Below are 23580 nucleotides of genomic sequence, written 5' to 3' on the forward strand. Positions count from 1 at the left end.
ATGCGCAAGGGACTCCTCCTCACCGCCGCCTCGGTGGCACTGGTCAGTTCGCTCGCTGCCTGCGACGACTCCTCGTCGGGCGACACTGACTCCGGCTCCCACGCCAAGGCGAAGATCGGCGTAATCCTCCCGGACAGCAAGTCCTCCGCCCGCTGGGAGACCGCGGACCGCAAGTACCTCTCCGAGGCGTTCAAGGCGGCGGGCGTCGAGTTCGACATCCAGAACGCGCAGGCCGACAAGCAGGAGTTCCAGACCATCGCGGACCAGATGATCACCAGCGGTGTGAACGTCCTGGTGATCGTGAACCTGGACAGCGGCACGGGTAAGGCTGTTCTGGACAAGGCCAAGGCGCAGGGCGTCGCCACGATCGACTACGACCGGCTCACTCTCGGTGGCTCCGCCCAGTACTACGTGAGTTTCGACAACACCGCGGTCGGCAAGCTTCAGGGCGAGGGCCTCAGCAAGTGCCTGGGCGACATGAAGGCCAAGAAGCCCATCGTCGCCACGCTCAACGGCTCACCGACGGACAACAACGCCACTCTCCTCGCCGACGGCTACAACGGCGTCCTCGACCCGAAGTACAAGTCGGGCGAGTACGTGAAGGGCCCGGACCAGTCCGTCCCGGACTGGGACAGCGCTGAGGCCAGCACCATCTTCGAGCAGATGCTCACCAGCGAGCCCAAGATCGGCGGCGTGCTCGCCGCCAACGACACTCTCGGCAACGCGGCCATCGCCATCCTGCGCAAGCAGAACCGCAACGGCGAGGTCCCGGTCACCGGCCAGGACGCCACCGTGCAGGCTCTGCAGAACATCCTCGCGGGCGACCAGTGCATGACTGTCTACAAGGCGGTCAAGAAAGAGGCAGACGCCACGGTCAAGCTCGCCGTCTCCCTCGCCAAGGCCGAGAAGGGCGAGACGAACGCAACCGTCGAGGACCCCGAGGGCAAGCGCAAGGTCCCGTCCGTGCTGGAGACACCCGTGGCTATCTACAAGGACAACGTCAAGGACGTCGTGGACGACGGCTACGTCACCAAGGAAGAGCTGTGCACGGGCAAGTACGCCGTCCTGTGCGCCAAGGCCGGCATCAAGTAGCCCTGCCCGGCTGCTCGGACCGCCACCCCTGGTCCGGCCGACCCGACCGCGGGTCCCGGGGCTCCCACCTGGCCGGGACCCGGGACCCGCGACCTCACGACCATAAGGAGCCGTCTTCCATGACAGCGACCCCCATCCTTCAACTGCGCGGGATCGACAAGAGCTTCGGCGCCGTGCAGGTACTGCACGACGTGTCCTTCGACGTCCATCCGGGGGAGGTGACCGCTCTCGTCGGAGACAACGGCGCAGGCAAGTCCACCCTGGTCAAGTGCATCGGCGGGATCCACGCGATTGACGGCGGCGAGTACTGGTTCGAAGGTGAGCAGGTCCAGGTGCACGGCCCGCGTGAGGCGGCGGCCCTTGGCGTTGAGATCGTTTACCAGGACCTCGCGCTCTGCGACAATCTCGACATCGTGCAGAACATGTTCCTCGGCCGCGAGAAGCGCCGGGGGCTCGTCCTGGACAACACGACGATGGAGGAGATGGCCACCCGGACCCTCGAAGGGCTGTCGGTCCGCACCGTCAAGTCCATCCGCCAACAGGTCTCCAGTCTCTCCGGCGGCCAGCGGCAGACCGTGGCCATCGCCAAGGCCGTGCTGTGGAACAGCAAGGTCGTCATCCTGGACGAACCGACCGCCGCACTCGGTGTCGCCCAGACGGCACAGGTCCTCGAACTGGTCCGGCGGCTGGCCGACAACGGTCTCGCCGTGGTCCTGATCTCGCACAACATGAACGACGTCTTCGCGGTGTCCGACCGGATCGCCACCCTCTACCTGGGCCGGATGGCCGCCCAGGTCAGCACGTCGGACGTGACGCACTCCCAGGTCGTCGAACTCATCACCTCGGGCCGCAGCGGAGACCTCGGCCTCGCCCACAGCAACGGAGTCACCGCATGACTGCCGCAGTCGCCCCCGAGAAGCCGGAACTGCCGCGCGGTCCTGGTAAACCGAAGAAGAACGGAGCTGTCAAAGCCGCGAGTCTGCGCTCGGTCGCCCGGAACTACGTCCATCGGGTAAGGGGGGGCGAGCTGGGCGCCATCCCCGCCGTACTCGGCCTGATCGTCCTGTGCGTGTTCTTCGCCGCCCTGCGCCCGGTCTTCCTGTCCGAGCTGAACTTCGCCAACCTGCTGACCCAGGGCGCGGGCAGCATCGCCATCGCCATGGGTCTGGTCTTCGTCCTCCTCCTCGGCGAGATCGACCTGTCCGCGGGTTACGCCAGCGGCGTCTGCGCCGCCGTCCTCGCAATCCTGCTCACCGACCACGGATGGCCCTGGTACGGCGCGGCCGGCGCGGCGATCCTCACCGGCACGGTCATAGGCCTGGTGCTCGGCCTGCTGGTGGCGAAGGTCGGCATCCCTTCATTCGTGGTCACGCTGGCAGCCTTCCTGGGGTTCCAGGGCATCGTGCTGATGCTGCTGAAGGAAGGCACCAACGTCTCGATCCGAGACGAGACGATCCTGGCCGTCGCAAACAACAACCTTTCCCCCATGCTGGGCTGGGTACTGCTTGCCGTGAGTGTCGGGGCGTACGCGGCGATCCAGCTCCGGCAGGGCCGGAACCGCCGGCGGCGCGGGCTCGCCCCCGCTCCACTCACCCTGCTCGCGGTCAGGATCGGCGGCCTGGCGGTGCTCGGTGCGATCGCCGTCCACCTGCTCAACCAGGAGCGCAGCCGCAACATCATCGTCGACTCGCTCAAGGGCGTGCCGATCGTGGTGCCGGTCATCGCCGTCCTGCTCATCGCCGGTACGTTCCTGCTCCAGCGCACCTCGTTCGGCCTGCACATCTACGCGGTGGGCGGTAACGCCGAGGCGGCCCGCCGGGCCGGCATCAACGTGGCAGCCATCCGGATCTCCGCGTTCGTCATCTGCTCCTCCCTGGCCGCGGTCGGAGGCATCATCGCCGCGTCCCGGGGCAACTCGGTCGACCCCAACACTGGTGGCAGCAACGTGCTGCTGCTGGCGGTCGGCGCCGCCGTGATCGGCGGGACGAGCCTGTTCGGCGGGCGGGGCCGGGCCATTGACGCCGTGCTCGGCGGCATGGTGGTCGCGGTCATCCAGAACGGCATGGGCCTGATGGGGTACAGCTCAGGGGTCAAGTACGCTGTCACGGGTTCGGTTCTGCTGGTGGCCGCAGGCGTGGATGCGCTGTCCCGTCGCCGGGCCGTACAACGATGACGTCTGGGGTTCCATGAAAGCCGGTCCCTCGCAGGAGGAGATTCGCCGGCACAACCTCGGCACCCTGCTCCGGCACGTGCACATCGGCGGATCCATGTCGCGGGCCGTCCTGGCGGAGCGCATGGGACTCAACCGCAGCACCATCCTGGGCCTGGTGAGCGAGTTGGGCTCGGCCGGCCTGGTCCGCGAGGAACTGCCCCGTGAGACCGGCAGGGCCGGCCGGCCGTCCCTGGTCGTACGACCCGAGTCCGACCGCGTGTACGTCCTGGCCTTCGACGTGGGCGTGGACCGGCTGGCCGCCGCCCGCATCGGCCTGGGCGGGATCTTCCTCGACCGCAGGGAGATCTCCATGCCTTCAGGGGGTCGCAACGCCGACAAGGTGGCCGAGGTCCTCGCCAGCTCCGCGCTGGAAATGGTGAGCACAGCACAGCGCGGCACCAACTGCGTCGGCGTGGCCGCCGCCGTCCGCGGGATGGTGCGTCGACCCGACGGCCTCGTCCGCGCCGTCCCCTACCTCGGCTGGAAGGACGAGGAGTTCGGCGAGGACCTCACGCGCCGGCTGGGCTTCGGCCTTCCCGTCTCGGTGGGTAACGAGGCCAGTCTCGGTGCGCTCGCGGAGCACCTGCGCGGTGCCGGAACCGGCTGCCAGGACCTCGTATACCTGCATGGCGACATCGGCATCGGCGGCGGTGTCATCACCGGTGGCCAACTGCTGCACGGAGACTGCGGATATGGCGGCGAGATCGGGCACATGGTCGTCAACCCGCGCAATGGCAGGCACTGTGGCTGCGGGGCGCGCGGCTGCCTCGAAGCCGAAGCGGGGGAGCGCGCCCTGCTGGAGGCGGCGCAGCGCGACCCGTCGGCCACCGGCAGGGAAGCCGTACGCGCCGTCATCGAAGCGGCCGACCTGGGCGACATCACCGCCCGCGCCGCCCTGCACGACGTCGGCGACTGGCTCGGAATCGGCGTCGCCAACCTGGTCAATGTGCTCAACCCGCGCACCGTCATCTTCGGCGGAACGCTCCGCGAGGTGTTCCTCGGCTCGGCCGCCCAGATCCGCAGCCGTATCAACCGCATTGCCCTCACAGCCTCCCGCGAGAACCTGCGGCTGCGAGTGGGGGAACTCGGCGACGACGCGGTGCTCATCGGAGCCGCCGAACTCGCCTTCTCCGAGATCCTGGTCGGCCCTCTGGAGACGCTGGCTCGCGTCGGCGCATAGCCACTACAGCGACGCGACGGGCACGAAGGCCGGCCCGCGACACCTACCCGGCTCGCGTCCATAACAGTCACCACCGCCAGTGAGGCGGAAGAAGAAGGTCGGTGAGGCGAACGACATCTCTCACGCCCAGGTGATGCCCATCTGCTCTTGCTTGTTACCACCCCTAAATCAGCGACAGAGCCCAGAAAGTGATCCAGAACCGAAACTCGTGAACAAAGCCGATGGACCGTTAGGAAATGCCACGTTCGTGAGACTGAGCGGCTAGGCCGGCCCCCTGAGACGGAAGAAAGATGCCGGCCGCGAGCACAGCCTGTGCCACGAACGGCGAGAACCTACACCTCAGCCTAGGCGCAGGCTCGAGCGCGGCGAGGCCTCATCACTGAACGGGGGCGTGGTGGCATCGGCCGTGGCGGCGCGCAGCTGTCGGGCCGTGCCGCATCATGTGCTTTGCGGGCGTCTGCCGGTGAAGCGGACGGTGGAGCCCCAGGTGTCCTGGACGGGGGCCATGCACCACTGGCACAGGGACACGCCGCCGTTGCCGTGCTTGTGGGTGCGCCGCTGACAGCCGGAACACGGGCCGACCAGGCTGCCGGGGCAGCTGAAGGTGGAGGGGTCCGGTTCACTGACCGGCGGCGGGGGAGCGCTGGTCATCAGGGCGTCCCTTCCGGGTGACTGGTGGATTGATCACCGCGAAGACAGCCTGAGGCTGGATGGTGCGGGGTTCCGGTCAGCGCATCGCGGTGGAGAGGGCCGGGCCGGCGGATAAGTCGAGGATCTGCAGCGCGGTGTCCGGCTGGCAGTGGCCGTAGGCCGCCGTTTGCCTGCGGCGTGGCAGCCGCCGACGTGGACCTGGATGGGCGGGCGGCCCTTGCCGATGCCGAGTTCGACGACCCAGTCCGGCTCTGCAGGCCGGTTCCTGCGGCCCTGTTCCTGTTCGGCCTCCCGCTCCTGGAGAGCGGCGATCTTGGTGTCGATGCGCTGCAGCCACATGGCGTGCCACACCCGCATTCTGTGGAATCACCTCTGTCAAGCATGCGGCGTATCCGCCCTGCAGTCCCAGCTCGGGCGCTATGGCGAGTTGTACGCCTTCTGCCCGTGCGAGGCAGGGAACCGGAGTGCGCCGGTTGAACTGCCCTGGCTGGGCACCGAACAGCGCGGCGTCGTGGTGAACCGTGTGTAGCCGGTGACGAGACGGTCCTCGCCCTCGACTACCGCACCGAACCACTCGATCCCGTGTCCTGGGCCACCGAAGGCATTCTCTGACATGCGATGTTGCCGGGGCGAGCGTGATCGTTTCCCGGAAGGAGGCGGGCGGCTTCCCGTTGTGAGTTGTGTCAGTGTGGTGCACCGGGCTTTCATCGTCCCGTTCCTGCCAGCGGGCGAGTTGACCACGGCGGTGAAGGATCTGCGGCTTCAGGGCGGCAAGCCTCTGGACCCTGACAGACCGGCCGGTGGGGCGGTTTGCCGAACTCGCCCCACCTGTCCGTTGCCGTCCCATACGCTGAAGGCAGGGACAGGCGGTCCGCGGGGTCGCCGGGGGGAGAGAGAACGACATGCTGGAATGGGTGGCCGCGCTGGCACTTGTGGGGGCCACGACCTTCACAGAGTCGATGGCCGGACAAGCGTGGCAAAGTACCAGGGACATGCTGGCCCGGATCCTGGGGCGGGGCAGCGAAGAGCGCGAGCAGCGTGCGCTTGCGCGACTCGACGAGACCGCCGCCGAGGTCGTACGGGCAGACGGGGCCGAGGAGGCAGCCGTGCTCGCGCGGGTGGCCGGCCAGTGGGAGACCCGGCTCCAGGACTTCCTGGACGAACACCCGGAAGCTCGGGGCGATTTGGAGGCGCTGGTCTCGCAGGCTCGGGCTGCGCTGCCGGAGGAGCGGGCGACCCGGGTGACCCAGACCCTCTCCCGCAACACGATCAAGGGCGACGCGATGGTGATCGGTTCGGCCGGCCGTGACATCACCATCGGCCGCAAGCTCTGAGGCGGAAGGCGCGGCCGCGGCCCCTGGAACTGAGGAGGCCGAGCCTGCGTCGGCCCCCGCCCCCGCTTTCCGCGACCTCTACCAGGACACCTCCCACAATCTGGTCTCAGGCGACCTCATCACTGTCGGCAACGTCGGCCGTGACTTCGTCCTCCAGGTCTCGGAGCGGATCACCCCCGCCCTGGACGGACTCCCGTCCCCCACACGGCTGTTCAGCGGCCGTCACGCGTATCTCAATGACCTCGCACAGGCGTTGGACCCGGACCAGTCGGACGACTGCGTCGCCCACGTCGTCACCGGCATGCCCGGCGTCGGCAAGACCGAACTCGTCCTCCAGGTCGCCGACCGCGCGCTCCGCCGCGAGGGCTGGTTCCCCGGCGGCGTTCTATTCGTGGATCTCTTCGGCTACGACCCCGAGCGCCGCCTGCCGCCCGAGCAGGCGCTGGCCAGCTTCCTGCGTGCACTCGGCGTACCAGCCGAGCATGTACCCGCCGACGTGCAGGAACGCGCCCGGCTGTACGCGACGATCCTGCGCACGTACGCCGACGCTGGCCGCAGGCTGCTGGTGGTCCTCGACAACGTGGCCGCCGCCGAGGACGTACGGCTCCTCGTGCCGTCCGGCAGTGCCACCTCCGTACTGATCACCTCCCGGTACGCCCTCGGCGTCCCCGGCGCGCGGACGCATCGGCTGATGGAGCTTCAGCCGGATGAGGCCGTCGCACTGTTAGGAGACGGCCTGACCGCCGCGAACGGCGCGTCCGACACCCGTGTCACGGACGCGCCCGAGTCGGCCGCAGAGATCGCCCGGTTGTGCGGATTGCTGCCGCTCGCCCTGCAAATCGTCACCGCGCTGCTCGCCGATCAGCCCGACAAGCCGCTGGCGGTGATGGCCCGCGATCTCACGGAGGAGCGACTGGACGAGCTGGAGCGGGACGAGGCGGCGGTACGGGCGGCCTTCCACCTCTCCTACCGACGGCTGGACGCCCACCAGGCCCTGCTCTTTCGTCTGTTGCCGCTCAACCCGGGTCCGGACGTCGCGGTGCCGGCTGCGGCGGCGCTACTGGACGTCCGCGAGCCAGTGGCCCGACGCACTCTGGAGGCCCTGCACCGGGCGCACTTGGTGGAACGCGGCGCGGCGTACGGCAGATGGCGGATGCACGATCTGCTGCGGCTCTACGCGAACGAGCGCGGCTGGGAGGACAGGGAGGGAGACGGACGCGGGCACGCGGCCGGGCGGCTGCTCACGTTCTACGCCATCAATGTGCGGGACGCCCAAGTGCACATCGCCGGGCAGGAGTCGAGGGACAGGCTCTTCCCCAACCGCGCGCAGGCGATCGACTGGCTGGAGGCCGAGCTGCCGAATCTGGTGGCCTCGACGGTCTGGGCCGCTGGCGGGGAGCAGTGGAAGTTCGTGCTGCCGCTCGCTCTGCGTCTGTCAGGCTTCTTCGAGCTGCGCCGGCACATCGACGAGTGGATTCTCACGGCGCTGGCCGGGTGGCGAGCCGCGAAGGCGCTTGGTGGGAAGGAATTAGCGTACGCGACCCTCAACCTGGGGCAGGCGTTCACCGCGGCTGGCCGCAACGGTGAGGCATTGTCGATGCTGGAGATCGCCGCCGGACTACACCGGGCGGCGGGCGATCTCGTCGGTGAGGCAAACGTCGCCAATGTCAGTGGCCTGATCATGATGGACGAAGGCCGACTGGGCGAGGCGTACGAGCAGTTCTCGGCAGCCGCAGCGCTCCTCGCCCGCCGGGACGGCGGCAGCTCTGTGGCGGAAGTCGATGTCAACCGGGCGTCCTGTCTGGCGCGGATGGGGCGGGAGGACGAGGGCCGGGAGATGCTACGCCGGGCGATCGCGATCTTCCGAAGCGAAGGGGACGTCCGGCATGAGGCAGGGGCGCTGGTGAATCTGGCTGCCATGTCACTCGGTCAGGAGGAACAGGACAGTCAGGACAGTCGCATTGAGGCGAACGCCCAAGACGACGAGATCGGGACCTGCCGACGCGCCATCGCAGTGTTCGAAGAGGCTGGAGATGTGTACGGCGCGGCGATCGCGACCATGCAGCTCGGCAAGTTGCTCAGACGGGCGAGCGAGCACAAGGCCGCAGCCGACGCTATAGAGAAGGCGGTTGCGGCCTTCCACCGTACCGGCGAGCGCTCGCTGGAGGCGGAGTCCTTGGGGGAACTGGGGCTGTGCTTCGACGCCAGGGACAAGTACCGCCGGGCCTTGGAGTTGTACCGGCAGGCCGAGACGATTTTCGACGAGCTGGACAACCAGGGCGGTCGCGGGCGGATGCTGTCCCGAATCGCCGTCGCGTACGGCGAGATGCGCCGGCCCAAGGACGCCCTCAACGCTTACCGCGAGTCCGCAGACGCGCACGCGGCGGCCGGGGATACCCGGCGGGAGGCCATCGTGCAGCTCGGGCTGGCAGAGCAGTTGAGTACCGCAGGACGGCCGCGCGAGTCGGTACGGGCCGCCCACCGGGCCGCGCTGCTCCTCGCCGGAACCGAGAACGATCACGCGCAGGCTGCAGTGAGCAACTACGCCAGGACGCTGAAGAAGGCCCGTGCGGCTCTCGACGGAGCCTCGATCCACGCGGAGGCGCTGGCGCTGTTCGCGGCGCCGGAAGCCGCTGAGCCACCGGATGCGGCAGCGCTGGCGGGCCCCGATACACAGCCGGACCTCGCCGCATACCGCGCCCGTACGCTGCTCAGCTTCGGCATGCTGCGGCAAATGCGGGGCGAGAGGGCGCAGGCCGAGGCGTACTACGAGGAGGCCGGGCCTCTCTTCGAGACTCTGGGTCACGACCACTTCGTCGCGGTGGTCGCGAACAATCTGGGCGGGTGCCTGGCCGATCAAGGCAAGTACGAACAGGCCCTCACGGCTTGCGAGTCGGCGCTGCACCGCTACCGGGAACTCGCCGAGCGCGATGGCGAAGCGCAGGCGCTCATGCAACTCGCCATCCCGCTCTGCGGGACCGGCCGCTACGAGGAGGCCGAGGCCGCACTACGGAAGGCGATCGAGATCTTCGACGGCCTCGGCGACGCGGAACGCTTCTCCGCCATGAACAACCTGGGCACCCTGTACGAGGATCAGGGGCGGATGGAGGAAGCGGCGCTCTGGTACAGCCGCTCCGCGCGGGGCAAGTGCCTCCCGGCGGCGGAGAATCTGCGCCGGATCACGCCGGAGTCTGGGGTTCGTGTCATACGAGGAGAAAGAGATGGCGGGCTTCGAGCTGCTCAGGAACCGCCTAGACCTGCGTGACATAGCGCCGGAAACGAGATTCGTAGGCGGCTTGCCCCGTCCCCGATCTTCCTTCCGGTCGACCTCTGCCGCTACTCCTGCCTCCGGAACGGGTCGACAAACGCTGTTCCTAGAGATCAACGAAGCCAGCCCGGCCAACAGGTGGGGGACGGTCTTGTGAAAGAGTTGATTCCGGTGGCGGCTGGCTTCCTGTTAACCACTGTGCTGGGTGGGCTGCTCGGCTCCTTCTTTCAACAGCGCACTTGGGCTCACCAGCATCGTGTGGAGACGCGGGAGCGGGAGCGGGACCGTGCAGCTCTGGTATTCGAGGAAGTCAGCAAGTTGCTGGATAAACGCCTCTATCGGCTCCGGCTTCTCTACTGGAGTCTCGCCGCTGACACGGGCGTCCGCTCCGAACGCTCCGAGAGGCGTATGGAGGACTATCGGCAGGTGTTGTATGAGTGGAACGACAGCATCAACCGAAACCGCTGGATTGCCTTCCGCTCCCACTTCGGCATCGAGAGCTTCTACTGCCGCCCCGGCATCGAGGGCGCCCACGAGAAGGGCGGGGTCGGGGGCAGATCGGCTACTTCCGCCGCAACCACTTCACGCCCGTTCCCGAAGTCGGCTCGCTCGCCAAGCTGAACGAACTGGTCGATCAGTGGGACCTCCACGACGGACATCGCCGCATCGGGGCGAGGCCGCGGGCGATCGACGAGTACTTCGCCGTCGAACAGCCGCTGCTGGCGCCCCTGCCGGACGAGCCGTTCGAAACGGGCCGGCTGTTCACGCCGCGAGTGGACCGCTACAGCCAGATCACCGTCCGGACCAACCGCTACTCGGTCCCCGTCCGGTTGATCGGCAAGAAGGTCCGGTCCTGCTGCACGCCTCTCACCTGGTGGTTTACGACCAGAACGTGGAAGTGGCCCGGCATGAGCGTCTGATCGCCAAGTGCGGAATCCACCTGGAGCTGGACCACTACCTGGAGGCCCTGGTCCGCAAACCGGGAGCCTTTCCCGGCGCCACCGCCCTGGAACAAGCCCGTTCAGCCGGGAGATTCACCCCGGTCCATGACGCGTGGTGGGCGGCCGCCCGCAAGGTCCTCGGCGAGAGGGACGGCACCCGAGCACTGATCGAAGTGCTGCTACTGGGCCGGTATATCGCGCACGAGCATCTGGTCGCCGGCCTGGCCACGTCACTGAGGGCAGGCGCTTTGACCGCGGACGCCGTTGCCCTGGAGGCACGCAAAGCCGCTCAGACCGAGGAAGAACCCACCACCATCCCTGCCCCGCGCGATCCGCATCCGGCAGGCCAGCCGTCGGCGACTATCACGTCCTTGCACGAGTGGCGGCTCGCACACCTTCCGCCGGACACCAGGCCGCTGCCCTCGGTGCCCCCCTATGACCAGTTGCTCCGCCGCCACCGCACCAGTGGCAGCACCCACCGTGAGGGAGAAGCCCAGTGACCCTGCCCCGCCAACGGAACATGACCGAGCAGGCCGCCGACGCCGCTATCGACACCGCCTGCCGTCTCCTGCGGCTGCCGACGATCCGGGCTGAGTTCCCCGACATCGCAACCTCGGCGGCCAAGGACCAGATGACCTACCGCGGCTTCCTCGCCGAACTGCTGATGGCCGAGTGCGACGACCGCGCACGGCGCCGCTCGGAACGGCGGATCAAGGCAGCCGGCTTCCCCCGGGAGAAGTCGCTGCGGGCCTTCGACTTCGACGCCAACCCGAACATCGACCCGGCCACCATCCACACCCTCGCCGGCTGCGAATGGATCAAGAAGAGCCAGCCACTCTGCCTGATCGGCGACTCCGGCACCGGCAAGTCCCACATGCTCATCGCCCTCGGCACTGAGGCCGCCATGAAGGGCTACCGCGTCCGCTACACCCTCGCCACCAAGCTGGTGAACGAACTGGTCGAGGCTGCGGATGAGAAGCAGCTGAACAAGACGATCGCCCGCTACGGCCGCGTCGATCTCCTCTGCATTGATGAACTCGGATATATGGAACTCGACCGGCATGGAGCCGAGCTGCTGTTCCAGGTTTTGACCGAGCGCGAGGAGAAGAACAGCGTCGCCATCGCCTCCAACGAGTCGTTCGGCGGCTGGACGAAGACCTTCACCGATCCCCGCCTCTGCGCGGCAATCGTCGATCGCCTCACCTTCAATGGCACCATCATCGAAACGGGCACCGACTCCTACCGCCTCGCCAGCACCCGAGCCCGAGCCGAACACGCAGAAGCGGGCTGATCAACCGCTTCAACGCCTGGCCGGCAACCGCGAAGACCGGCCAGGCCGACGTCATCCGAGCGGGACCCGCCCTGGGGCCAAGGGCCCGGCATCCAGATGGGCTGCGATGCGTGTGATGGTGCGGGCGTTGTCCTCGAACAGATGCGCCTGCATGCCCGCCGTCCGGGCGGCCTCAACGTTGACTGCGACATCGTCGATGAACAGGCAGTTTTCCGGCCGCACGTCCAAGCTGGCGCATGTTGCCTCGAAGGCACGCAGGTCGGGCTTCTCGATGCCGATCTCGTGCGAGTAGACGATCTGCTCCACCAGTTCGTCGAAGTGATACAGCGTCGTCTCCCGCTCCCGGGCGCCGACGAAGCTGTTGCTCAGGATGCCCAGCCTGCAGCTTCCGCGCAGCCCTCGCACATAGTCCATGAACTCCTCGTTCGGCGTCCCCAGGTATTCCGCCCAGAGATCAGCCATGAAGGCTTCAACCTGGGGGGCGTCGAGTCCCAATCGGGCCGCCACCTGTTCGTGCACTTCACGCTCGCTGATGCTCCCGACGCTCCCGGCCCGCCACACGTCGTGCATCCGCTCATCGACAGTGCCCAGTGGCAGTTCCAGCCGCTCTTCCCACCGTTGCACCCATCCCGTTTCCGGCGTGATCTCCAGCACGCCCCCGATGTCGAGAATGACGCAGGTCGCGGTCACGCGAACTCCCCCTCTTCGTCCTGGCCTGACCAGCGAGCACAGACCGCCCGCTCATGTGATCGACAGAGACACTGTCGTCTCTCCCTCGGGGGCAAGGTCAAGTGATCTTCGAAGCTTGTGACAGCCCTGTCGCAACCCGCCAACCCGCCAACCCGCCAACCCGACTCGCCTCAATCAGCAGGTGACTTCAAAACTCGTGACGATCCGCGAAGCCGTCGACCGGACGCTGCCGTCCAAACTCATCAACAAACGCTGTCGCAAGAAGTGATCGAAGCCACTTAGGGCCGTAGCGCATCGCCCCGCCTGACCTCGACGATCGGCAGGAGCTGACGCGGAGTGGCACCAGAGGGAGTGGGGACGTCCGCCAGGCGTCCCAGGACCTGGTCCAGTGCGGCCTGGCCGTCGTCGACTGCGGCCTGCTCTTCGTCCGTGAGAGGGATCGTGGCGAGCATGCGCTGGAGATTGTCCTTCGCTTCCAGGAGCTGGCCTTTGCTGGAGTCCTTGGGCGTATAGAAGTCGCAGCGCGCGCAGGCCATGCGGTGCGGGCACTGCTCGAAGAACGGGCTCCGGTGCCGGGGGGCGGTTGGCGGACTTCTGCCGTGCGGTGGGCGCACCGGAGTTGACGGAGTTGACGCCGATCCCGTGCGAGACGTTCGTGCGCTATGGGATGTGGTTCGCCCAGCGGTACGTCGGCCCGGTGGAGGCGGCCCGGGTGACGGCGGTTGAGCGTTCCGGGGCCGGTTTCACTGTCCGGTTGGAGGGCGGCGGGCAGATCGAGGCGGCGGCCGTGGTGGTGGCCAGCGGGCTTGCCACGTTCGCGTACGTCCCCGACGCGTTGTTGCCGCTGGCGCCCGGAGGGCCGGGTCACAGGCTGCGCTGTCCCACACGAGCCAGCACACCGACTTGTCCGGGTACGCGGGGCAGCGGGTGGCGGTGGTCGGGGGGAGGCCAGTCGGCCCTGGAGAGTGCTGCACTGCTGCACGAAGCCGGCGCTGACGTCGAGGTGCTGGTGCGCGATGCCCGGGTGAACTGGGTAGTGCGCCCGCAGTTGCAGCAGCCGTTGGGGCAGCGGCTGGTCGCCCCGGCGTCTGCGCTGGGGACGGGCTGGGCGCTGGCCGCGGTCTGCGGCGCTCCGGGTGCCGTACGACGGCTGCCGGCCGCCGCCCGGATGCAGCTCTTTCGCGGCGCGCTGGGTCCGTCGGGCGGGTGGTGGCTGCGTGAGCGAGTGGAAGGCGTGGTGCCCGTTCACACGGAGTGCTGTGTGGAGCGGGCGCGTCGGTCCGGGGCCGAGGTGCACCTGCGTCTCGGCGGCAGGGGCAGCGGGCCGGCTGATCGCGTCGTCGACCATGTGCTGGCGGCCACTGGGTACCGGCTCGATGTGGATGCCCTGCCCTTCCTGATGCCGTCGGTGCGTCGGGCGGTGGGGGGCGTGCCCGGCTCACAGGCTCCGCGTCTGTCCGGTGCGTTCGAGTCCAGCGTGGCGGGGCTGTATTTCACCGGCTCGCTGGCGGCACCCATGTTCGGGCCGATGCTGCGCTTCATGGCCGGCACGGAGTTCGCCGCCCGGCGGATCGCCGGGCGGCTGGTGCGACAGGCTCCGCGCCGCTGACCGCACGTGTCGCCGTGCCGTCTGTGTGCACCGCTGGGTGGCCTCGTTGCCTTGGACGGGCGGTTGCCGATCTCGGTCTCGTCGCCGCCGGAAGTGAACGGGGTGCGGGCCTCTCAGGGGGCGCCGCCCTGAGTACCTGGCTGCGGCCCTGATGCCACCCCGCCCTGTAGGTGTGAGCGACTCAGGGCGCCCGGCGGGCGGTGATGACCCGGCGTATCCCGTAGGCGGCGATGCCGACGGCCAAGACCATGGCTCCCCACACGACGGAGGCGGCGGGCAGGGTGAAGGCCAGCAGCAGGCAGCCGGCCAGGCCGAGTGCGGGGACGATGCGGGGCGGACGGTTCTCGTCCGGCGTGAGCGTCCAGGCGGAGGCGTTGGCGACGGCGTAGTAGGCCAGGACGCCGAAGGAGGAGAAGCCGATCGCGCCGCGTACGTCGGCGGTGGCGGCAAGGATCACGACGATGGCGCCCACCAGTGGTTCGGCGCGGTGCGGCACCTGGAAGCGCGGATGAACGGCGGCCAGGGCGTGGGGCAGGTGCCGGTCGCGGGCCATCGCCAGGGTGGTCCGGGAGACCCCAAGGATCAGGGCGAGCAGGGAGCCGAGCGCGGCGACGGCCGCCCCGACCCGGACGACGGGCGCCAACCAGTTGACCCCCGCGGCCCGCACCGCGTCCGACAGCGGCGCAGCCGCCTCGCCCAGCGCGCGGGGACCGAGCACCGTCAGGACGGCGACCGCCACGGCCGCGTACACGATCAGGGTGAGGCCGAGGGCGAGTGGGATGGCGCGGGGGATGGTGCGCGCGGGATCGCGGACTTCCTCGCCGAGGGTGGCGATGCGGGCGTACCCGGCGAAGGCGAAGAACAGCAGGCCCGCCGCCTGCAGCACGCCGCTGACGGTGGCATCGGAGTCGACACTCAGCTGGCCCGCGTCCGCTGACGACGAGGTGAGGCTGGCGACCACGACCGCCGCCAGCACCGCAAGGACGACGGCGACGATCGACCGGGTCAGCCAGGCGGACTTCTGGATCCCGGCGTAGTTCACGGCGGTCAGCGCCACCACTGCTGCGACCGCCACAGCGTGGGCGTGAGCGGGCCACACGTACGAGCCGACGGTCAGCGCCATCGCCGCGCAGGAGGCGGTCTTGCCGATCACGAAGGCCCAGCCGGCCAGGTAGCCCCAGAAGTCGCCGAGGCGTTCGCGGCCGTAGACGTAGGTGCCGCCGGAGGCCGGGTATCGGGTGGCCAGCCGGGCGGAGGAGGTGGCGTTGCAGTAGGCCACCACCGCGGCCACAGCGAGAGCGACCAGCAGCCCGGAGCCGGCCGCGTGGGCGGCCGGGGCGAGCGCCGCGAAGATGCCCGCGCCGATCATCGAGCCCAGGCCGATGAGGACGGCGTCGCCGACGCCGAGCCGCCGCTGGAGCTGAGGTGCCGCGGTCAGGGCGGGCTGAGTCATGACGTGCCTCCGTTTTGCGGCATGGAGCGTCGGGACTCCCGACAGCAAGGTACATCAATTATGTTTGATGTATTTTGGCTGTATGAGGCCCTCGAATCCTGCCGCCCCGGCGTTCGTGCAGCTGGCCGCCCACCCGCTGCGGTGGAAGCTGCTGACCGAGCTGGCCGCGAGTGACTACCGGGTTCGTGAACTGGTGGAGCGGGTCGGCCAGCCGCAGAACCTGGTCTCCTACCATCTACGGCTGCTGCGCGGCGGCGGGCTGGTCACCGCCCGCCGCAGCAGCTTCGACGCCCGCGACAGCTACTACCACCTGGACCTGCAGCAGTGCGCACACGCGCTCGCCAACGCGGGTACCGCCCTGCACCCGGCGCTGGGTTTCGCCCCCACCCCACCGCAGCCGCCCTCGCCACCACCGGCGAGACGACCCGCCGTCCTGTTCGCCTGCACCGGCAACAGCGCCCGCTCACCGATCGCCGAGGCACTGCTGCGCCACCGCGCCGGCGGTCGGGTCGAGGTGACCAGCGCCGGCAGCCACCCCAAACCCGGCATCCATTCCGACGCCGTACAGGTCCTGCGTGAGCAGCACGGCACCGACATCTCCGGGCAGCGTCCACGACACCTGGACACCCTGCTCGGCCGCCGGTTCGACTACGTGATCAGCCTGTGCGACAAGGTCCGCGAGGTCTGCCCCGACTTCGGCGACCATCCTCGGCTGGTCCACTGGAGCATCCCCGACCCCGCCGCAGCCAGTGGCCCCGGCCCGGCTGGCTACCCCGCGTTCGTCCGCACGGCAGCAGAGATCGACACCCGCATCCGCTACCTGCTGCCGCTGCTCATCCCCACGCCACAGGAGGTTCAGCCGTGACCACCCCCGACCAGTTCGCCAGCGTCCGCTACCTCGTCGACGACGTTCAGGAGGCCATCGACTTCTACACCATCCACCTGGGCTTCACCCTCCGCAGCCACCCCGCCCCCGCCTTCGCCGACGTGACACGCGGGCCGCTCCGGCTGCTGCTGTCCGGCCCGGCCACTTCCGGCGCCCGCGCCACCCCCAGCGGCCTCGGCGCCGGAGGCAACCGGATCCACCTGACCGTCGACGACCTCGACACCGAGATCGACCGGCTGCGTAGTGCCGGACTCACCTTCCGCAGCGACGTGGTCTCGGGCCCCGGCGGGCACCAGATCCTGCTCACCGACCCCGCCGGCAACCTCATCGAACTATTCGAACCCACCCGCTGACGCATAGTTGTTCAGGGCCCGGTTCGAGCCTCGGGTCGACGGCGTTGCGACCCGCCAGACCGACGTGGCATGGATGCGGTCGCGGCCCACATGGCTCCCGCTGAGCCGCGCCTGCGGTCACTGCAGCGGCAGCTCGTGGAGCTCATCGACTTGCTCGACCCTGACGCCGTGCGGTTTCCGCAGCACGGCACTCTCGCACACCAGATGATCGGATCCTGTCTCCGGAACCCTGAATCCAGCACCGCCGGCTCGTTCCACGCAAAGGGGCGTCGGCATCGATGATGACCTGCACGTTGGGAGCGGGAGCTGTGGCGCCTGGTGTTCGACGACAACCGAGGCGCTTCAGTCGCGGCGGCGGCCCGTCTGAGAGAAGAGCCAACCGCTGTGGCTACCGCACCGGAGGTGACGCCCGCACCGCCGCCGACTCCTCTCTCTGCCAACTTCCGCTCCTAGACCCGGTGATGTGCGGTGGGTCTTTCGGACCGGCGGCCGCGTCCGCTCCGCGGGACGGACTTGAGGCAAAGAAATATGTGCAAATTCTCTCTGATCTATGGTTACGAGTCGTTCGTGCCCTGCTGCAACAGCCACGAGACGACGGCGCGTACCGCGCCGGAGACAGCCGCGCCGAGCAGTGCCAGCGGCACTCGCAAGCCGTACCAGAGCGACTTGTCCGACGAGCAGTGGGCGTTGATCGAGCCGGTGCTCACGGCCTGGAAGAACCGGCACCGTTCCGTGAGCGGCCTGCGCGCTGTGACGGGCCGGGGGCTGTCCGCCGGTCAGCAGCATCACGCAGTCGATCACCGCGATCAGGTTGGCCAGCCACGACAACAGGAACGCCAGACCCTGGCGGACGCCGCGCCGTGAGGAGAGAAGCAGGATGAAGGGCTGTTGTGCAAAGGCCCCAAGGTGACGGCCGTACCGATCACCAGCAGGTCGAGGACCATAGGATCAGCCGCTCCTGGTGTCAGGACCGTCTGCCACGTGTGGATGGGCGGGACCGGTCAACAGAGTCGGGCGGCGCTGCGGTGCAGCAGCACGACTCTGCAGGTGGCGGCACGGCTGGTCAAGCAGGCCACGCCCGCATCCTCGCCCGCGTCGATCCGGTCCTCGGACCTGCTTTCGACGACCATGGGGCAAGGCCGCGCACGAGCCGGTCGGCGACCGCTGACCGGCCGACCCCTCAGGCTCCCGGTCCGCTCGGCCTCTCGGCGGCGGCGGAGGAGGTGGAGTCCTCGGTGCAGTAGCGCCGTAGGAGTTCCCGCTCGGCGTCCCGGTGCGGGAACATGAAGAAGATCAGCAGCGCACCCAGGGCGACCGCGGCCAGGCCGACGGTGTACGCCCAGTCGTCGCCGTGGAGGAACGACTGGCGTGCCGCCGCGACGATCCGGTCGGCGTACTGAGGGTGCTGCTGGGCGACCTGCCCGGCGGAGGCGAACGACTTCGTCAGCTCGCTCTGGACCTGGTCCGACACGTCCTTGCTCTCCGGGGATGCGGCGATCGCCGCGCTGAAGGCCGAGGCATAGCCGGCGGTGAGGAGCGCGCCCATGATGGACTGCATGATGGCCCCGCCGAGGTCCCGTTGCAGGTCGGCGGTGCCTGAGGCCATTCCGGCCCGTCGCACGGGCACCGATCCGGTCAGGGAGTGGGATGCGGGCGTCCCGGCGAAGCCGGCGCCGATACCGATGAGCACGTAGGCGAAGCCGATCTGCCAGTAGCTGCTGTCCTCGCCCCAGAACAGCAGCATCCAGGCGAAGGCGAGGAAGAGGAACGCGTAACCGGTCAGCAGGGTCGTGCGGGCGCCGCGTGTCTCGACCAGTTTCGCGGACCGTGGTGCCACGAGCACCATCATCACGGCGAGGGGGAGGATGGCGGCGCCGGCTTCGACGGGGTTGTACTCGAGCACGTTCTGGAGGTACTGCTGGCTGATGAACGCCGACCCCATCATGGAGCCGAACACGATGATTCCCGCGCATGCGGCGACCCAGAACGTGCGCCGGCCGGCGATGTGGAGGTCGTACAACGGGTTGGGAGCCCGGCGCTGACGCCAGAGGAACGCCGCTCCGGCAGCCAGGGCGATCACGACGAGGCCGACGACCAGTGCCTCCTGGTTGGGGACGGCGGCGAAATTGATCGCCAGCACCAGTCCCGCGACCAGGAGGACGGACAGGATGCCGCCGAGGTTGTCCACCGGTTCGGCCGACTCGTTGGCGTGGGCGGGGACGAACAGCAGGGCCATGACCAGCGCGACCACGGCGAGGGGCAGGGTTACCAGGAACACCGACCCCCAGTAGAAGCGTTCGAGCAGCGCGCCCGCGATCACCGGCCCGAGCATGGAGATGCCGCCGCCCAGGGCCGACCACAGCGCGATCGACTTCGTCCGCCCCGGCCCCGCCCACAGGGCGGCGATCAGCGCCAGGGTGGTCGGGTAGGCCATGCCAGCGGAGAGCCCGCCGAGGATCCGGGCCACCACGAGAACGGTGTCGTTCGGCGCGTACGCGGCGAGCAGGCAGGCGGGGATGGACAGAGCGATGCCGAGGAGCAGCAGCAGCTTGCGCCCGTGACGGTCGCCGACCGCACCCAGGTAGAGCACCGATGCGGCCAGGCCGAGGGAGTACCCCACGGCGATCAGGTTCAGCGTGCTCTGGGAGGAGTCGAAGGCCTTCCCGATCGCGGGCAGCGCCACGTTGGCCACCGACAGGTTCAAGTTGGCCACCGCGGCAACGGTGATCAGGGACGCCAAAACGAGCGACGCCCGCGCCGGGGCCTCACGCGGAACGTCGATACGAGGCGCGCCGCTTTTCGACATGGAACCTCCGGGGCGAAGTTGGGCTTCGCGAGAGTCTTTCCTGATCCACCGTGCCGCACATCGCCCCATTGGGATGACACGCTCATCCTCGCCGACGCGGTCCGCCCGCCCCGCCGTGGCTCCTCGGGCAGCGATCTGTCCTGGCCGCACCTCCGCCGTTCTGTCGCAGACCTCCGTGTCCTGAAGGAATCCGCGGTGACGTGGTCAGCCCGGTTCCACCAGAGGGTTCCGGGGCTGGGCTGCGTTGAAGGCCAACGACCGGGCAGCTACCGGGCCCCCTCAGCTTTCGCGCACCCTAGGACGCCGATCGAATGGGCCGACAACGGGTACAAGAGCAACGCGGTCGAACAGACCGCCCGCATCGGCATCGACCTCGAGATAGTCCAACGCGACCCCACAACCCGCGGCTTCCACGTCCAACCCCATCACTGGGTCGTAGAACGCGCCCTCGGCTGGCTCATGCACCGCCGCCTGGCCTGCGATTACGAAACCACCCCCACCACTCAGCCGCAATGATCCAACTCGCCGCCATCAACTCATTACGCGCCGCCTCACCCACGAATCCGCCCCCAACTGGCGCGACAAGCTAAGCCAAACGAAACGGATAATTGATAGTCAAACCCTCGTTTTCACTCGTGAATGTCGGCCTGGGTGAGCGCTTCTGGCGTATCTTGCGGTTCATTGCTCGGTCTCCTTTCTCCTTGCGCTCGAACACGCCGTATATCGACCACGGCTCCTGGCGTCACCTGTCTTGCCATCCGCGGTCACAGTCTCTTGGCCCGCGGTGTGAGGGCGGCGCAACTGAACTTCTCACGCGGCCTAACAGGTCGGAAACCGGCCGCTACGGCGGTCGGACTAGCTTCGTGACTATGAGGGTGTGGAGGCCAGCACGGCTGGCGCTAAGCAGGTTTGACGCAATCGGCAAGAGCGTTTTAGGCAGGGGCAGTTCGGGACGCCGCCGCAGTGGCCGAACGCCTCCTGGCCGTCGGCCGATGCCTGGCTGGCGCAGCATCAGGGGCCGTGTGGCGGTGGTCATCACGGTCCCGATCTGCCTGCTGCTGGCGGTGGCCGGTCTCGCCGTGCACGGCCGCGCCGTGGCCCTCGGTGACGCCCGGACGACCCGTTCCGAGGTTGGCCTGAGCCTGCAAATCCAGGCCCTGGTACACCAGCTGCAACGCGAACGCGGCCTGACCAACGGTCTATTGGGAGGCGAGGAGGGGTTCCGCCCGCCGCTCGCCACTACTCGCAAGCGCGTTGACACGGCGCTGCGCGGAATGCGCCACGAAAGCGCCGTCGAAGATGTCATTGAGCGGCACTTGCAGCGCCTTGCCGACATCCGGGCCACCACCGACAGGGCCACCACCGACACGGGCACCGCAGACCGGGCCGCGGCCCTGAACTTCTACACCACCGCTGTCGAAGCCCTCAACGCCGTCGATCCGGTAGTGGAGACCACGAATGGCACCGACCGTCAACTGGGTGACGAGCTCACGGCGTTGCGGGAACTCGCCGCGGCCACGGAGTCAGTCGCTCTCGAACGTGGCCTCCTCAATGGGGTGTTCGCCAACGGCGCCTTTCACGGCCGCGAGTACCTCAAGTTCACCGAGGTACGTGCTACGCGCGTCGCCGCCCTCGCCCGTTTCCGGCAGATGGCCACCGCACCCCAGCGCGCGGCTTTGAAGAACGCCTTCGGCACCGAGGACGCCGAACGCGCCACCGCCTACGAGAGCCGGGCGGAAGGCGCCGCCGATGGCTCCGCGCTGCACGCCGACGCCGGCGACTGGTGGGATGCGATGACCGTACTCGTCGACGATCTGTACGCCGTCCAGCAGTCGGTGGGTGACGACGCGAGGGACCGGGCCGACCAGCTCAGCCACGACGCCGAGATCGGCCTCGTCGCCTATCTCGTCGCGGGAGCGCTCATTGCCGCCTTCCTCGCGGGCCTCGCCGCCTTTGCCTCCCGTTCCCTCACACGCCCGCTGGGCGCGCTCGCCGAGGCCGCCCACGACGTGGCGCGGCACCGGTTGCCCGCGACTGTGGCCCGTATCCAGCAGTCCCTACAGAACCATGCTGAGATCCTCCCGCCGGCGGACGCGCCGGACAACCTCAATTCACGGCTGCTGGGCGGCGCGGCGGAGATCGCCGAGGTCGCGGCGTCGCTGCACCAGGTGGAACACACCGCCCTCCGGCTGGCCGCCCAGCAGGCCGGCCTGCGCCGTAACACCACCGAATCGCTCGCCAATCTCGGCCGCCGCAACCAGAACCTCGTGCGTCGTCAGCTCAGCCTCATCACCCGCCTGGAACGGCAGGAACTCGACCCGGACGCCCTCGCCGAGCTCTTCGAGCTCGACCACCTCGCCACCCGGATGCGGCGCAACGCCGAAAGCCTTCTGGTCCTGGTCGGGCAGAAATCGCCGCAGCCCACGGCAGCACCCGCCGACGCCCTGGAAGTCGTCCAGTCCGCCGTCGCCGAGGTGGAGCAGTACCGACGGGTCCTGATCGCCACCGTGGAGCCAGTGCGGGTGCGCGGGCACGCCGTCGCCGATGTCGCCCACCTCCTTGCCGAACTCATCGAGAACGGGCTGACATTCTCGCCACCGACCGAACCGGTCGAGGTGCACGGCTGGCACGACAGCGAGGACAACACGTACTGCTTCGCTGTCGTCGACCACGGCATCGGCATGTCCGAAGCCGACAAGGAACGTGCCAACGCCCGCCTCTCCGACGCCAGTGAGGAAGCCTTCCTCGTCGCCCCCACTCGGTTCCTCGGCCATCTCGTCGTCGGCCGACTCGCCCACCGCCTCGGCGCAGGTGCCCAAGTCCACCTCTTCGACACCACCGGCGGCGGCCTGTCCGCACTCCTTGCCCTCCCCGGACGCCTGCTCGCCTCCGTGGAGGCTCCCTCCGTCCCACCCCCGCCCGCCAGGCCCACTGTCTCCTCCCTGCTGAACGGTTTCCGAGCAGGTATCGCCCGTGCCGAGGCCCGAAGCACACAAGGAGCGTCATCGTGACCACCGCCATCCAGAATTTCGGCTGGCTCATCTCGGAGTTCGTACGCACCGCCGACGGCGTCACCGATGCCGTCGCCGTCTCCACCGACGGCCTGCTCATGGCCGCCTCGGACAGCCTCGGCCGAGATCGCGCGGACCACCTCGCCGCCATCGTCTCCGGCATCACCAGCCTCGCCCAGAACGCGTCCACCGCACACGGCTTCCGCGGCATGAAACTCGTTATGATCGAAATGCTCGGGGGCTTCCTCATGGTGGGTCGTATTCGCGACGGCAGCTGCCTCGGTGTCCTCGCCGCCGAGGGGTGTGACGTCGGCCTGGTCGGCTATGAGATGGCTGTCCTCGCCGACCGCGCCGGAGAACTGCTCACCCCGCAGTTGGTACGCGACCTCCACTCTGCTCCACTGGTCGCGGGATAGTTGCGGCGCGCTCCGGCTACCCGCGTCTCGGGACCCTGCATCCGCGATAGATCCCCACCGTCTGCGCGCGCACCGCGTGTGTGCCGTACGAGATGCGTGCCACGAGCGCCAGGGCCCTCCTGTCCGCTGGACAGAAGCGCCCTGGCCCGGTGCTTCTCTGTGCCCGGCAGGATTCGAACCTGCGACACCCCGCTCCAGGAGTCCGATCTGAGCCCGCTACGCTGCTGTCGGTGACTGGCGCGACGGCTGGGCAGTGTCGCTGCTGTACGCCCTCGTCGGCGTCGTTGATGACGCTGATCGGAAAATCGAGGTTCGGGAGGGCAGGCGGCAGCATCCGGGCCGCTTGCGGACCGGATGTCGAGGTGGGCTCGGTCAGGCGGATACGGG

At 68.7% G+C, this 23580-nt stretch carries 23 protein-coding genes; 16 read left to right on the top strand and 7 right to left on the bottom strand.

Annotated elements, in window-relative coordinates; translation table 11 throughout:
- The 4 genes from ACWD68_RS17000 to ACWD68_RS17015 all read left to right on the top strand — a co-directional run bounded on the left by ACWD68_RS17000 (position 1) and on the right by ACWD68_RS17015 (position 4484).
- A complete protein-coding gene (locus ACWD68_RS17000; protein WP_451807206.1) occupies positions 1 to 1092 on the top strand; it encodes a sugar ABC transporter substrate-binding protein in 1092 nt (363 codons plus the stop codon).
- 119 nt (positions 1093 to 1211) lie between these two features.
- Positions 1212 to 1988: an ATP-binding cassette domain-containing protein gene (locus ACWD68_RS17005; protein ID WP_451807207.1), complete on the top strand. Its 777-nt coding sequence runs from the start codon at positions 1212 to 1214 to the stop codon at positions 1986 to 1988.
- The gene (locus ACWD68_RS17010; protein ID WP_451807208.1) at positions 1985 to 3265 is read left to right on the top strand and encodes a sugar ABC transporter permease; all 1281 of its coding nucleotides are present in this window, start codon (positions 1985 to 1987) and stop codon (positions 3263 to 3265) included. Before ACWD68_RS17005 ends, ACWD68_RS17010 begins: the two co-directional genes overlap by 4 nt.
- Before the next feature lie 13 nt (positions 3266 to 3278).
- Entirely contained in the window at positions 3279 to 4484 is a 1206-nt protein-coding gene (locus ACWD68_RS17015; RefSeq protein WP_451807209.1) for an ROK family protein, read from the top strand.
- 438 nt (positions 4485 to 4922) lie between these two features.
- Here the strand turns inward: ACWD68_RS17015 and ACWD68_RS17020 are convergent, their stop codons facing one another.
- The 3 genes from ACWD68_RS17020 to ACWD68_RS17030 are packed head-to-tail and all read right to left on the bottom strand — an operon-like array spanning position 4923 to position 5750.
- A complete protein-coding gene (locus ACWD68_RS17020; RefSeq protein ID WP_451807210.1) occupies positions 4923 to 5135 on the bottom strand; it encodes a hypothetical protein in 213 nt (70 codons plus the stop codon).
- Between the two features lie 33 nt (positions 5136 to 5168).
- Positions 5169 to 5492, bottom strand: coding sequence for a DUF6233 domain-containing protein (locus ACWD68_RS17025; protein WP_451807211.1), 324 nt, complete (start codon positions 5490 to 5492; stop codon positions 5169 to 5171).
- 60 nt (positions 5493 to 5552) lie between these two features.
- On the bottom strand, positions 5553 to 5750 hold the full coding sequence (locus ACWD68_RS17030; protein WP_451807212.1) for a hypothetical protein: 198 nt from the start codon (positions 5748 to 5750) through the stop codon (positions 5553 to 5555).
- 287 nt (positions 5751 to 6037) lie between these two features.
- Between ACWD68_RS17030 and ACWD68_RS17035 the strand changes: the two genes are divergently transcribed.
- From ACWD68_RS17035 to istB, 6 genes are all read left to right on the top strand, one after another.
- Positions 6038 to 6469: a hypothetical protein gene (locus tag ACWD68_RS17035; RefSeq protein ID WP_451807213.1), complete on the top strand. Its 432-nt coding sequence runs from the start codon at positions 6038 to 6040 to the stop codon at positions 6467 to 6469.
- Positions 6441 to 9734, top strand: a complete 3294-nt coding sequence (locus ACWD68_RS17040; RefSeq protein WP_451807214.1) for a tetratricopeptide repeat protein — start codon at positions 6441 to 6443, stop codon at positions 9732 to 9734. Before ACWD68_RS17035 ends, ACWD68_RS17040 begins: the two co-directional genes overlap by 29 nt.
- A gap of 156 nt (positions 9735 to 9890) precedes the next feature.
- Entirely contained in the window at positions 9891 to 10358 is a 468-nt protein-coding gene (locus tag ACWD68_RS17045; protein ID WP_451807229.1) for a hypothetical protein, read from the top strand.
- Positions 10359 to 10510: 152 nt separating this feature from the next.
- Entirely contained in the window at positions 10511 to 10657 is a 147-nt protein-coding gene (locus tag ACWD68_RS17050; protein WP_451807228.1) for a Mu transposase domain-containing protein, read from the top strand.
- Positions 10612 to 11178, top strand: coding sequence for a hypothetical protein (locus ACWD68_RS17055; RefSeq protein WP_451807230.1), 567 nt, complete (start codon positions 10612 to 10614; stop codon positions 11176 to 11178). The genes ACWD68_RS17050 and ACWD68_RS17055 overlap by 46 nt, the downstream gene beginning before the upstream one ends.
- Positions 11175 to 11969, top strand: coding sequence for an IS21-like element helper ATPase IstB (gene istB / locus ACWD68_RS17060; RefSeq protein ID WP_451807215.1), 795 nt, complete (start codon positions 11175 to 11177; stop codon positions 11967 to 11969). The genes ACWD68_RS17055 and istB overlap by 4 nt, the downstream gene beginning before the upstream one ends.
- Positions 11970 to 12020: 51 nt before the next feature.
- On the opposite strand, the gene ACWD68_RS17065 is transcribed toward istB, so the two are convergent.
- Together ACWD68_RS17065 and ACWD68_RS17070 are read right to left on the bottom strand one after the other, a co-directional pair.
- Entirely contained in the window at positions 12021 to 12659 is a 639-nt protein-coding gene (locus ACWD68_RS17065; protein ID WP_451807216.1) for an HAD family hydrolase, read from the bottom strand.
- A gap of 278 nt (positions 12660 to 12937) precedes the next feature.
- Entirely contained in the window at positions 12938 to 13195 is a 258-nt protein-coding gene (locus ACWD68_RS17070; RefSeq protein ID WP_451807217.1) for a hypothetical protein, read from the bottom strand.
- A 92-nt stretch (positions 13196 to 13287) separates the two neighbouring features.
- Between ACWD68_RS17070 and ACWD68_RS17075 the strand changes: the two genes are divergently transcribed.
- Positions 13288 to 14268: an NAD(P)/FAD-dependent oxidoreductase gene (locus ACWD68_RS17075; RefSeq protein WP_451807218.1), complete on the top strand. Its 981-nt coding sequence runs from the start codon at positions 13288 to 13290 to the stop codon at positions 14266 to 14268.
- Between the two features lie 181 nt (positions 14269 to 14449).
- Here the strand turns inward: ACWD68_RS17075 and ACWD68_RS17080 are convergent, their stop codons facing one another.
- The gene (locus tag ACWD68_RS17080) at positions 14450 to 15721 is read right to left on the bottom strand and encodes an APC family permease (protein ID WP_451807219.1); all 1272 of its coding nucleotides are present in this window, start codon (positions 15719 to 15721) and stop codon (positions 14450 to 14452) included.
- Positions 15722 to 15803: 82 nt separating this feature from the next.
- Between ACWD68_RS17080 and ACWD68_RS17085 the strand changes: the two genes are divergently transcribed.
- From ACWD68_RS17085 to ACWD68_RS17095, 3 genes are all read left to right on the top strand, one after another.
- A complete protein-coding gene (locus ACWD68_RS17085; protein WP_451807220.1) occupies positions 15804 to 16586 on the top strand; it encodes an arsenate reductase/protein-tyrosine-phosphatase family protein in 783 nt (260 codons plus the stop codon).
- Positions 16583 to 16960 (top strand): VOC family protein, encoded by a 378-nt coding sequence (locus ACWD68_RS17090; protein WP_451807221.1) that lies wholly within the window; start codon positions 16583 to 16585, stop codon positions 16958 to 16960. Before ACWD68_RS17085 ends, ACWD68_RS17090 begins: the two co-directional genes overlap by 4 nt.
- Before the next feature lie 666 nt (positions 16961 to 17626).
- Complete coding sequence (locus ACWD68_RS17095; protein WP_451807231.1) at positions 17627 to 17824, top strand: hypothetical protein; 198 nt, start codon at positions 17627 to 17629, stop codon at positions 17822 to 17824.
- 316 nt (positions 17825 to 18140) lie between these two features.
- On the opposite strand, the gene ACWD68_RS17100 is transcribed toward ACWD68_RS17095, so the two are convergent.
- Positions 18141 to 19673 carry an MFS transporter gene (locus tag ACWD68_RS17100; protein WP_451807222.1) on the bottom strand — a complete coding sequence of 511 codons (1533 nt, stop codon included), beginning with the start codon at positions 19671 to 19673 and terminating at the stop codon, positions 18141 to 18143.
- Between the two features lie 1115 nt (positions 19674 to 20788).
- On the opposite strand from ACWD68_RS17100, the gene ACWD68_RS17105 reads away from it, so the two are divergent.
- Positions 20789 to 22777, top strand: a complete 1989-nt coding sequence (locus ACWD68_RS17105) for a nitrate- and nitrite sensing domain-containing protein (RefSeq protein ID WP_451807223.1) — start codon at positions 20789 to 20791, stop codon at positions 22775 to 22777.
- Complete coding sequence (locus ACWD68_RS17110; RefSeq protein ID WP_451807224.1) at positions 22774 to 23193, top strand: roadblock/LC7 domain-containing protein; 420 nt, start codon at positions 22774 to 22776, stop codon at positions 23191 to 23193. Before ACWD68_RS17105 ends, ACWD68_RS17110 begins: the two co-directional genes overlap by 4 nt.
- Positions 23194 to 23580 lie beyond the last annotated feature (387 nt).

The sequence above is a fragment of the Streptomyces sp. NPDC005141 genome, from assembly GCF_053599975.1.